The 12,293-nt window shown below is 41.4% G+C and carries 7 protein-coding genes; 1 reads left to right on the forward strand and 6 read right to left on the reverse strand.

Annotated elements, in window-relative coordinates; translation table 11 throughout:
* The first annotated feature begins 136 nt into the window (after positions 1 to 136).
* Positions 137 to 1,321 carry a serine palmitoyltransferase gene (gene spt / locus HMPREF9010_RS18680; RefSeq protein WP_004311645.1) on the forward strand — a complete coding sequence of 395 codons (1,185 nt, stop codon included), beginning with the start codon at positions 137 to 139 and terminating at the stop codon, positions 1,319 to 1,321.
* Between the two features lie 176 nt (positions 1,322 to 1,497).
* Here spt and HMPREF9010_RS18675 read toward each other — a convergent pair whose 3' ends face one another.
* The 6 genes from HMPREF9010_RS18675 to HMPREF9010_RS18650 all read right to left on the reverse strand — a co-directional run bounded on the left by HMPREF9010_RS18675 (position 1,498) and on the right by HMPREF9010_RS18650 (position 12,182).
* The gene (locus tag HMPREF9010_RS18675) at positions 1,498 to 3,840 is read right to left on the reverse strand and encodes an ABC transporter permease (protein ID WP_008647568.1); all 2,343 of its coding nucleotides are present in this window, start codon (positions 3,838 to 3,840) and stop codon (positions 1,498 to 1,500) included.
* Between the two features lie 27 nt (positions 3,841 to 3,867).
* Complete coding sequence (locus tag HMPREF9010_RS18670; protein WP_008647569.1) at positions 3,868 to 4,542, reverse strand: ABC transporter ATP-binding protein; 675 nt, start codon at positions 4,540 to 4,542, stop codon at positions 3,868 to 3,870.
* 28 nt (positions 4,543 to 4,570) lie between these two features.
* Positions 4,571 to 6,967, reverse strand: coding sequence for an ABC transporter permease (locus tag HMPREF9010_RS18665; protein ID WP_008647571.1), 2,397 nt, complete (start codon positions 6,965 to 6,967; stop codon positions 4,571 to 4,573).
* Positions 6,968 to 6,979: 12 nt separating this feature from the next.
* Complete coding sequence (locus HMPREF9010_RS18660) at positions 6,980 to 9,358, reverse strand: ABC transporter permease (protein WP_008647573.1); 2,379 nt, start codon at positions 9,356 to 9,358, stop codon at positions 6,980 to 6,982.
* 25 nt (positions 9,359 to 9,383) lie between these two features.
* The gene (locus HMPREF9010_RS18655; protein WP_008647578.1) at positions 9,384 to 10,634 is read right to left on the reverse strand and encodes an efflux RND transporter periplasmic adaptor subunit; all 1,251 of its coding nucleotides are present in this window, start codon (positions 10,632 to 10,634) and stop codon (positions 9,384 to 9,386) included.
* Between the two features lie 75 nt (positions 10,635 to 10,709).
* Complete coding sequence (locus HMPREF9010_RS18650; RefSeq protein ID WP_004318226.1) at positions 10,710 to 12,182, reverse strand: TolC family protein; 1,473 nt, start codon at positions 12,180 to 12,182, stop codon at positions 10,710 to 10,712.
* Positions 12,183 to 12,293 lie beyond the last annotated feature (111 nt).

A 12,293-nucleotide genomic window follows, 5' to 3' on the forward strand; every position in this document is an offset into this window, starting at 1 on the left:
AACTTTTTTCTCTTAAAAAGAACAGATAAAAGCAAATTTTGTTATCTTTGCCCCCTGTTTTTAAACACTTGTTAAGATAAAAGGATGTAAGATCGTCAGCGAACGATCTGAGTATGAGTATAATAAATTATAATTCATGGGATTATTACAAGAGAAGTTAGCTAAGTACGACCTGCCACAAAAGTTTATGGCACAGGGCGTTTACCCATATTTCCGTGAGATAGAAGGAAAGCAGGGTACAGAGGTAGAAATGGGCGGACACGAAGTGTTGATGTTCGGTTCCAATGCATACACTGGCCTTACGGGAGATGAAAGAGTGATTGAAGCAGGTATTAAAGCCATGCATAAATATGGTTCCGGATGCGCAGGCTCGCGCTTCTTGAATGGTACACTTGACCTGCACGTTCAGTTGGAAAAAGAACTGGCTGCCTTTGTAGGCAAAGATGAAGCACTCTGCTTCTCAACCGGTTTTACGGTGAATTCGGGAGTTATTCCTGCTTTGACAGATCGCAATGATTATATCATTTGCGACGACCGCGACCACGCATCTATCGTAGATGGCCGTCGCCTCTCCTTCTCTCAACAACTGAAATATAAGCATAACGATATGGCGGATCTGGAAAAGCAACTTCAAAAGTGCAACCCGGATTCAGTGAAGCTCATCATAGTAGACGGTGTGTTCTCTATGGAAGGCGACCTGGCAAACTTGCCCGAAATCGTACGCTTGAAACATAAATACAACGCTACTATCATGGTAGACGAAGCTCATGGCTTGGGTGTATTTGGAAAACAAGGACGTGGTGTTTGCGACCATTTCGGTCTGACTCACGAAGTTGACTTGATTATGGGTACTTTCAGCAAATCATTGGCTTCTATCGGTGGATTCATTGCTGCTGATTCTTCTATCATCAACTGGTTACGCCACAACGCACGTACTTATATATTTAGTGCGTCCAACACTCCTGCTGCTACTGCATCTGCTCTTGAAGCCCTCCACATCATCCAAAATGAACCGGAAAGGCTTGAAGCTTTGTGGGAGGCTACCAACTATGCATTGAAACGTTTCCGTGAAGCAGGATTTGAAATCGGTGCAACAGAATCACCTATCATTCCTCTTTATGTACGTGACACGGAAAAAACATTCATGGTCACTAAATTGGCTTTCGACGAGGGTGTATTTATCAATCCGGTTATTCCTCCGGCATGTGCACCGCAAGACACTTTGGTACGTGTGGCATTGATGGCTACCCATACAAAAGATCAAATTGACCGCGCTGTAGAAAAGCTGGTTAAGGCATTTAAAGCATTGGATATTTTATAATCTACGTAAAATAGATTACCCATATCAAGTAAATAAAATAAAAGTCTGACACAAATAGATATGCCGGACTTTTATTTTATCTCCCCCCCCAAAAAAACAGGAAATCGAACTATAAACGGAGCCTCTGTTTTTTCCCTCTTTATCCGAAATCCAGCTACTCCTCAACATGCCTTATTTTATTCACTCTTAAGTACTTCCGCCGGATTCTGTCGGGCAGCTTTCCATATGCGCCAGATGATGCAGAATAGAATAATAATCGCCATTACAGCGAAAATCCCTACATATACCCAACCGTTAATCGCAGTTTGTCTCACATACGTTTCAATCCATTGCCTCATAACCACATATCCCATTGGAAAGGCTATGACAGCAGCAATAATCAGCAATAGGAAGTATTCACGGAAAAACATCTGCAAGATATGACGAATTTGCGCCCCGTTCACTTTACGTATGGCAATCTCCTTTTGACGTTGCTCACACGATAGAGTGACCAATGAAAAGATTCCGAATACGGAGATGAGTACACAGACCAATGACACGAAGCTCAATAGCTTCATCAGTGCATCTTCGGAACGAAGATATTTACCATATTCCTCCTCCTCGCTAAACAACCGTAAGTAAGCATTGGGAAATTCTTCTTTGTGGAGTTTTTCTATAGCTTCACGACATTCATTCCAAGTCCCCTCTTTGAATTTAAAAAGGATACTGGCACGATTCAGGAGATACTCTTGTGCTTCGGGACGCTGGAACGCAATAAGTCCCGGTTTGCTGGTAGGAGAACGATAACTAAAATTCTTCACCACTCCGACAACTTTGTATGCAATATCCTGACGACCGTTGATGTTATTGCCGAAAGTCTTTCCCAAAGCATGTTTCCATCCGAATTTCAGGCACGTACTTTCATCAACCACAACTTCATTCTGCAGGCTCTTTTCAGATATAAATTCACCTTCCAGTAATTTTAAATCATAAAACTTAAAGAATTCCTCCTTTGCCGGCATTATGCCAACAAGCAGTGTTTTTTCTGTCACTTTGGGTAGCCCATCCCAATTGGTTATTTCTACATACATCATCGGACCGACTGGAATAATTGGAAAGTACACAGGAGGTAAAGTTTCGGTTACCATAGGCAAAGCTTTTATTTTCTCCACCCATTGATTAATGTCTCCATTCCACAATGCCACATTAGCCACACGATGACGTTCCATACCTAAATCCGTATTTTTCAGGAAATATAGTTGCTTCATGATGACAACTGTGCAGAAGATAAAGGCAAGGCTGACAATCAACTGTACGATAATACCTATTCTGCGAAATAAGTACGGACGGGCAGTAGCAACACCTCCTTTGATTGTTTCCTGCAATGTTCGACGACGAAAATAGGATAATGGCATCAGTGCAAACAGAAACGACAGGATGATTACTGCCAGAAGATATACTAAGATTTCTCCATAATATGAGCTGGCTTCTATCTGCGTAAAATTCAAAAACTGGGACATACTCATCTCCACCAGCAGCAATCCGCCGATCAGAGCAATACATAAAAGCAGCAATAATTCAATGGCAAACTGTACAGACAAAGCTTTATTGCTTGCTCCATTCACCTTACGAAGTGCCATTTCACGGTTACGCATACAAAGCCGGCTGATAAAAAGCGTCAGATAATTGAATAACGAACAAATAATCACCAGTCCGCCCGCCAAGGAGAAATAGAATATATAACTGAAAGAGATAACAACATCTGCTTTATCTACATAATCCGAATAGCGCAAAGCTGACATCCGGGTAATCAACAAATCGGAAAGTTCGCTCTCTTTCTCAATATCGTTGATGCAAACAGTGCTCATTTTTGTTCGGAATGCGTCTATATCTGTTCTTTCACGTACACGAATAAATAGCTGCTCATTCGAACTTCCCCACCGAGGAGAATGTCTTGCCGGAGCCAGTATATTATATGGAATATTGGAATGGTTAGACCATCCACTCACAATTGCTCCTATTTTACATACGCGTCTGCCTACTTCCACCTCTTTCCCCAATGCATCCTCTTCTTTGCTGAAGAGCCGCTTCGCAAATTCTTTAGTGATAGCAACTTCCTGACCATCACATTTCAGGAAGTTGACAGTACCTTTCAATAATTGTATATCAAAGAAGTTCATGAAAACAGAATCTGCGGCAATCATTCCGATCTCCTGCTCAGTATCTTCCATACGGAATTTTACATGATGTGCGGTAAAAGCGGTTACAGCTTCTATCTCCGGCATTTTGTCTTGCAAATATTTCATTAAAGGATATGGAGTAAATTTGCTTGTACCGGGTTCATTGGCGTAATGCGCACGCACCAGATAAATGCGTTCGGCACCCTCATGGAAGTTATCATACGTCATTTCATAACGTATCCATAAAGCAGACAGCGCAAAACAGGTAAAACCGACTGCTAATCCGATAATACTAACAAGACTTTGTGTCTTATACTTCATCAGATTGCGAAAGGCTACTTTCAGATAGTGTTTTATCATGATATACTTTTTATTGATGGCTTGTGCTTACATACTAACCTCGGTCACCACCTGTCCGTCAAACAAGTTTATGACACGGTCGGCATAACCGGCATCGTGTTGTGAGTGGGTCACCATGACAATGGTGGTTCCCTCTTTATTCAGTTCGCTCAATAGCCCCATCACTTCTTTACCGTTTTTGGAGTCCAGGTTACCGGTTGGCTCATCGGCCAGAATCAGTTTAGGGTTGGCCACGACGGCACGGGCAATGGCAACGCGTTGCTGCTGACCACCGGAAAGTTGTTGCGGAAAGTGTTTGCTACGATGAGTAATGGCCATTCTCTCCATAGCTGACTCTACCCTCTTTTTCCGTTCGGCAGCGGAAATACCCATATAAAGCAAAGGAAGTTCGATATTTTCGTATACGTTCAACTCGTCTATCAGGTTAAAGCTCTGAAAAACGAAACCTATCACGCCTTTGCGAAGACTGGTACGTTGCGACTCGGTATACCGGGAGACTTCTGTTCCATTCAGATAATACTCTCCTCCTGTCGGGTTATCAAGTAGCCCCAGAATGTTGAGCAATGTTGACTTACCACAGCCGGAGGGACCCATGATGGCTACAAATTCACCTTGTTTCACTTCGATACTGACGTTATTCAACGCCCAAGTTTCTACTTCTTCCGTTTTGAAAATCTTCTGTAAGTCAATGGTCTTAATCATAACTGTATTGTTTTTAGAATTATTATTTTTATTCGTTTTTGATTACTTCTGCGAGATTGAGACGTGCAATCCTCAGTATTTTAAAGATTATGGTAATTACTGTCAATAAGGTTACTCCCCCAAATATGCTTCCCCAATATAATATTCCATCATTAAAAAATACGGTGTACATTTGTTTCCACAGTTGCAATACCACGTAAATGAGCGGAAAGGTGATGGCGGCAGTCACCATCAGCAAAATCAGGTACAAACGTGCAAACAGCCAGATGATGGAACGTATTCCGGCTCCGTTCACTTTGCGAATGGCAACCTCTTTCTGGCGGCGTTCTGTATCGAGCGTAATGCTGGAATACACTCCCAACAGGGTAATGATGATGCTTACAATTGCAAAAAACGAGATGATATCTTTCAGAATATATTCCACTGCCTGCACTTCGTACAAATCATCCTGAAATGTACGTACTTGGGAAGAAATATTCTCCGGCAGCACTTCACGACGGATGGTTTCCATCCATTTCATGACTTCTTTTTGCTGTTCAGGGTAACATTTCACATAGCAGTGACCTATGTATTCGGAAGAATCATAAAGTGTGAAAGCATATCCGCCATTATGGTTATGTACATCTGTTTGAAAGGGGGCACATACTCCACAAACGGTGAAATCAGTGGTCTGGTCGTAAAGGTTCATTCCGATAATATCTTTCTTTTGTTTCTTCTGCCAGACTCCATCCATTACGAGATCCTTTTTTGTCCGGATCGTCCTGCCCTCCATTATCGGAATATTCATAAAGGTGAAGAAATTCAATGGTACACACATTACATTGATATCAATCCAAGAGTTGTCATTTCCTTTCTCCGTCATTAACAAGTTTCCGGATACCCCGTGAGTATAAGATATATCAGATAACAAAATGTCTTTCACACCGGCATGCTGCCTGAAACGTTCTACCATTTCCTGTTTTTCTTTGTTTTCCAGAAATGGATAGTCCAGCGGGATACTTAGAATCGCTTCTTTATCTTCCTGACTTAACGTATGAAATAAAGTTTCAGTCACCTTTCCTGATTGCAAAAACAGGCTGACAGTCAGCGCTACGAATATCCAGCAAATAAAGAACTGGACGCCGAGCATAAAGTTACGTCCCCACTGTTTCCCGCGACGTTTTTGACCTCCATAGATACCTGTCTGTATGGAAGACCTGCGAATACGGACGGATACCAGCAGACAGACTGCCACGCAAAGCAATGCAAGAAAAACAATGTATTGCAGAATATGCTTTAATAGTGTTTCAGGAGGGAAAGTCATTGTGAGGCCTGGCAAAGAGAAATCCATTCTATCTCCAATTAGTTCGATACCCCATATCACCAAAAATGAGGATGTAAATACAATCATCAGTGACTGTGTTAATAACAGGCAGAACAGTCGTTTCCAGTCAGAACCAAGCATTTTCATTATGGCGTATTCCTTAGTGCGATTCAGGAAAGAGCCGATGAGAAAATGAAAGAAATTAATCAATCCGACCAACAATATCAATATGCCGACAATTCCGGTGACCCATCCCAGAATATAAATACCTTTCTCCTGCGACCGATCTCCTATATAACGGGCAACAACGGTATAAGTCTCGTTATATAGACTATAAGTATAGTCGCGCTTGGAAAATTGTTTTTCCAAACCGGTAATGCCAACCTGCGGAGATAACAAAACGTATGTCCGGGCTCCCGTTATATCGCGACGTTTCGGACTCTGAAAAAGTCCCTCACTGTCGTTGATAACCAATGCGTCGGTATGACACATAAAATTAAAATCATTGTTCAGTGGAAGATCTTCCATCACTGCTTGGATTGTGTACACAATACCTCCTGTCTTTGGTGTACTGTCCGGAGAAGTATAAAGCCGTCTTGTAAGAGTCAGGTGTTTGCCAATGGCAGTCTCCACCTGACCAAATATCTTTATGGCAGTGGACCGGCTTATAATAACCGCGTTGGGCATCCGGCTTGCTGTCCGCCAGTTACCAACTACCATTTGCGGAGTAAAGACTTTATTGTATAGGGTATCGACTTCTATAATTTCAAGATCGTATGGCAATGATTTATCCGGAGACAGTTCAACCTGAAAAGAGCGTTCACGGGGATATGCCATACAAGAGATCGCTTCCACTTCACCCATAGCCCAAGTACGGAGTTCTTCGGATAATGCTACTTGTGTGCCGGAAAAATAGTCACCAGTCTGTTCATTATAGAGATTTAACTCGGCTATGCGGGAATAATTGTCAAAGCAATGATTGGTAGATTCTACAAAACGACTGCAATACATACATATACTAAAACACAGTAGTCCTACTGCCAATCCGATGGTGGAAATTATATTCTGTGCCTTGTACTTCCACAAGTTTCTAAATGCTACTTTGAAATAGTGTTTTATCATAATATCTTAGATTCATTCAGTTTTTATAATTTTAGCAGGATCAATATGCGCAATCTTGTTTATTTGCCAGAATAGAGTCCCTAAAGAAATACCACCAACCAATAACAAAGCTATCAAAAAGATTCCTATACCTATAGGAGCTTTCACTACAAAATCCTTTGTGTATTCATATATCAGATACCAGGATAATGGAAGAGCTACTGCAAAAGCCCCACCTAATATGACAAGATACTTGCGTCCTAGTAAAAGATATAAATCTTTCAGTGATGCTCCATTCACTTTGCGAATTGCAACCTCATGGGAACGCTGCCTAATGTCAAATAATGAAATACCAAACAAGCCAAGACAAACTATTACAATAGCTATACAAGCGAAAAGAGCATAAACAGAAGCTATCTGGCGATCATTTTTATAAAGTTCAGCCACATCGTCCTTCAACAAAGAATATTTAAAATCCTCTGTACCATACACTTTCTTTTGAATACTTTTCAAATAGTCAATAACTGCCTGTTCTTTGCCGGAGTGGCAATATATCTGATATAAATCACCGTCTAATTGACTACCAACCATAAAGACCATCGGATGGACACCTGTACTAATATGTCCGTCATAATAATCGTCTATTACAGCAACAATAGGTTGAGCCGGAAAATCCGGGACGTTTCTTTTCATCATTTCATCAACCAGCATAGCTCCCTCACATTGCGTATATCCTAAGGCTTTCAATGCCGCACGATTTACAACGGCCACTCTATTTCTTGAGTCTTCATCCATTTCCGGCAGACTTCCATCCACAAACGCAAGATTGAAAACTTTAAAGAAATCAGGAGTAACATAAGATTGCAACAACGCAACTGTTTCTCCTTTTACACTTTGAAAGTTTGTAGAATAATAGTCTCCCAAAATAGATGAATGTCCCGTCGTCCAATACTGAATATCCGGACAACTCTTCATGAGTTGGTCTATTTCAGTAATCCTCTCTTGCCGTTGTTTGATAGTCTCCATAGTGTAAACTGCGAAATCTCGTGATTCATATATCAAGTTTGCTTGAATTACAGACTCTACACGAAAACCAGGATCGGTATGTAACATAAAATTCAGTTGCTTGCTGAAATAGATTGATAATACCACTAACAGGAAAGTAATCATATATTGCAGAAAAAGAAAGATCATACGTGAACGAACCGAATGGTTATCTGTACCTACCTTCCGGATTGAAACAGCCAACAAAGAACGTTGGCACTGCACAAACGCATAAATAGATACTAACAGAGGCAAAAACAACAAAATAGAGAATGATAATATCCCATCAAATGCAGTATACATCAGCTGACTGCCAAACATGGATGATACAGGAATATTTGTCACCTCTACAATGAGCCAGGCTACTATCATGGAAGCAGCGATCAATAAAAAGTTTTCTATGAATATTTGCTTAAACAACGCTTTTCTATCAGCTCCAAAAACTTTCCGCAAGCTATACACCTTACCTCGTTTCACCATCAATACCAGATAAAGATTGATGAAATTCATCACACCTGCAAGTAATATCAACAGGCAAATTCCTCCTAAAATAAATAGTTGGGAACGGTTTCCGCTAACTAGCATATCTGGTCCGGATCGACCAATTAAAGCCCGATCCCAATACATATCACTTATAGGAACTAGAGAGAAAGTGTATTTCCGACTATCCCCGCTACGAGCATCCTGATTGATAAACCGGGGATAACTCCCGGCCTTATTGGCTTTCATTACTTCCGTTTCTGAAGTGAAACGGATAAAATCCAAAGGCATACGCTCCCATAATGATGATAGTTTTGAAGAGAGGACCAAGTCAAAATTAAACATCCGCTTATTAATTGGTTCCTCTAATATGCCTGTCACCCTAATCTCCTTTCCATTCGAATAAGTGAGAATCTTGCCAATAGGATTTTCTTTGCCGAAAAGTTTTTTAGCAAAACCCTCCATAAACAAAACTGACGCCGGATCTTCCAAGGACACTGAACCTTGTAACACACGGTAAGGGAAAAGTTCAAAATAAGCACTATCTGCTGCCATAGCTTGAACAGGAATACGATTTGACTGATAGGTCAAATAATCATTTTCGAGCAACACGATGCGTGAACGCGTCACTATGCCACTATTATCAATGTAAACACTATCCCGGCTCCCTATTTCAGCCACACTTAATACCCGATTTCCTTCAAACGTTGTCTGTACACCATACACTTGATTACGATCAATGCAATGTGTGTCTACTGTAAGCTCACGATGAATATAACGAAGCAAAATAATGCAACAAGCTAAACTAAAGGCTAACCCGAGCAAATTAATAATAGTATATGATTTTGTACGCAACAAAAAGCGTATCGCATAGTACAATGTTTTCATGTTTTATCTATTTGTTATTTTTCATTCATTTCAAGATCAATTCTTCCGCATCGCCAAAGGTATCATATCCGGTGGTAATAACCCAATCTCCCGGCTGTAAACCTTCTACTATTTCATATTGTTGCGGATTCTGTCGACCAATATTCAATGGCACGCGAACTGCTTTTGTCTTTGATGCATTTACTTTATAAATCCATTGTCCGCCTGTAAACTGATAGAAGTTGCCTCGCGGAATAATGAGCGCTTGCTCCGGCTGTCCCAATTCAATCTGTACCCGGAAGCTCTTGCCGACTCTTACATTATCGGGCATATCTCCGGTAAAAATAAGATCAATATCAAACATACGATCTTTCACTTCGGGAACCACTTTTGTTATTTTCAGCGGATATTTGTTTCCTTGATAGTTCACGGTAGCCGGTAGTCCGGTGGTGATCCGGTCGATATAATATTCGCTAAGTGAAGTATGGATTTTGTATTGATCGAGCACTTTTATTTCAGCAATGCTTTCACCGGAGGAAACCTGCTGCCCCGGAGTGACCTTTACGAAACTAAGCTGACCTTTCAGTGGAGCTGTGACCACCAAGCTATTCAGTCGTTCGCGAGTACGTTCGTACTTTTTCCGTTCCCGCTCCCGGTCGTTACGAATCAATTCCTTACGTATCATCGTGACAGCAGAATCATGTCGCAAGCTCTCTTGTTGCAGGGCTGCGTTTTTCTGTTTGTAACAATATTCATCTTCAGCTACCTGCAACTGCGCCTTACTCTTCACTCCCATCTGAAATTCTTCGCGGTCGAGAGCGATGCTTTTTTTCAGGCGTTCCAATTCGTAGCCATTTGTCAGGGCTTGCTGTTTCAAGTTCAGACTTTTTTGTTCCATTTCAATCTCCTGCTCCTGATAGGTAATCATTTGCTTTTCCCATTCGTCACGCTGGTCTTCAATATTGCGGAGCAAATCGGGATTGGAAAGAATAAGAATGGTGTCTCCCTGCTGAAGCAAACTTCCCTCTTCACCGACAATCCTTTCCACGCTTCCAGTTTCACGAGTATTGATCTTGATGGTCAGTATAGGCTGAATGAGCCCTTCCACATCTACATATTCCATGAAATCAGACTCTTTCACTTCTGCAATCTGTATATTTTCGGCATCTATCCGTAGTTTTCTGGGACCTAAAGACAAAGTAATCACATAAATCAAAAAGGCGGCAAATAAAAGCCCTCCTATCAGATAGTATCTGTAACGAATGTACCACGGTTTCTTTTCTAATTTTATATCCATGAGATTATCTGGTGTTTTACAAGTTTCTATTAATTAGGGTTCCATCACTATTCTTTACTGACTTTTCGTTGTTCTCTATTCAATCAGAAGATGGTAGTCTTCTGTCAGTATCGTATTTCGCTCAAAATCATATAGTGTCATGCTACGGAGTGTATAATATAAACTCCAATAATTATATAAAGCCGAAATATAGTTACGGCGGGCACTATCTTTCTCTGAAATGGAAGCATTCAAGTCAAGAATGGTAGATTTACCTAATAGATAGAGTTTGCGGGCCACTTCACTTCTTCGTTGGGCTGTCTCATCCGTGCGGGCAGCGATCCGGACACGTTGCGTTTGCAGATTGAATTGTTTGACGAGTTTACGAACGTTCAGTTCAAAGTCCGTCCGGCTCTGTTCGACTTGTGTGTAAACCAGATCACGATTGGAACGGGCTACTCGCACCTGTCCTTTTCCACGTCCCCAGTCTAGGATAGGAAGAGAAATGCCGATACTTACGTATTGCTGGTCCAACAAATTTCGATAAGCGTCGGGCAGTTTGTCAGCAGTCTGCGTCAATCCGAAACGGAGATAGATATCTGCTTTCAGGCCGGCATTGGCGCGGGCTTTCGCCACAGCACTCTCACTTTCCAGTTTCCGCCTTTCCATCGTCTGTATATCCGGACTGTTTTCGTAAGCCAGTGCCAGTGCTTCATTCAGGTTCACACTGAAATCCGGAATTTGAGGACTGACAAGGACACGTAATTCCCGATCTTCGTGAATACCAAGATAGGAACGGAGTTCCTGCATACAATTATCCATTTCAATAAGGGCATTCATGCGGTTTGTCTCTTCCGTCAAACGGTTAAGTTCCAGTTGCAGCATTTCATTTTCTGTGATGGTACCTATGTTATAGCGGCCTTGCGCATAACGGTAAAGTGTATCGGCATTGGCGTAATTAAAGGAAGCAATATCGTAATCGCTCTGGGCGGTGGCCAAGGCAAAGAATTTATTAATCGCATTGGCTGATACGAGTTCAAGCGTCTCTACGTAGCTTTTCTTTGCCTCCTGATAGCGCACGGGCTCTATCCGTCTATCCCATTTCAAACTATTGTAGCCAAAAAGAGACTGGCGATAACCGATCATTATGGGGGAAGTCTGCCATGAGTATTTATGTTCGCTGAACAGATCCATGCGTTGAGCGGAGGTTTCGAGAAAGAAAGAGCCACCGGTCCAGGATAAGTTCTGTGAAAGATTCAGGGTTAAATCTGTATTCAATAGATTTTGTTCGACAAACTTTACCGAACCGTCTCCCATCGTTATCTTGTTAATGGCACGGTTCAGATTCGGATCGGATGTCAGGCTTAAAGACGGCAGATAATTGGCACGATAATATTTATAGTTCCAATACGCAGAACGGAAACTGTGGCGTGCCGTCTGTGCATCGGGAGATTCCATACGGGCAATCTCTATGACTTGCTTCAATGACAGCTCTGTGGTTTGATCTTGAGCGGTCAATAGTTCTGTCAACAATAGTCCGAGAGATATGAAGATTAATTTCAGATTCATTCGTTGGTTATATTTGTTATTTATCATTCAAAAGATGTGCCATTCAGATAAACAGTTATCATTCAATAATATAGTAATATTCCTTTCATTCATTCAGTGTGCATATACGCA

This window comes from Bacteroides sp. 3_1_23, from assembly GCF_000162555.1.
Taxonomy (GTDB): domain Bacteria; phylum Bacteroidota; class Bacteroidia; order Bacteroidales; family Bacteroidaceae; genus Bacteroides; species Bacteroides ovatus.

Bases quoted from the DNA above. Each gene is read 5' to 3' on its own strand.
- HMPREF9010_RS18665 (WP_008647571.1), bottom strand. From the start codon at position 6,967: ATGATAAAACACTATTTCAAAGTAGCATTTAGAAACTTGTGGAAGTAC.
- HMPREF9010_RS18650 (WP_004318226.1), bottom strand. From the start codon at position 12,182: ATGAATCTGAAATTAATCTTCATATCTCTCGGACTATTGTTGACAGAA.
- HMPREF9010_RS18660 (WP_008647573.1), bottom strand. From the start codon at position 9,358: ATGAAAACATTGTACTATGCGATACGCTTTTTGTTGCGTACAAAATCA.
- HMPREF9010_RS18675 (WP_008647568.1), bottom strand. From the start codon at position 3,840: ATGATAAAACACTATCTGAAAGTAGCCTTTCGCAATCTGATGAAGTAT.
- HMPREF9010_RS18670 (WP_008647569.1), bottom strand. From the start codon at position 4,542: ATGATTAAGACCATTGACTTACAGAAGATTTTCAAAACGGAAGAAGTA.
- spt (WP_004311645.1), top strand. From the start codon at position 137: ATGGGATTATTACAAGAGAAGTTAGCTAAGTACGACCTGCCACAAAAG.
- HMPREF9010_RS18655 (WP_008647578.1), bottom strand. From the start codon at position 10,634: ATGGATATAAAATTAGAAAAGAAACCGTGGTACATTCGTTACAGATAC.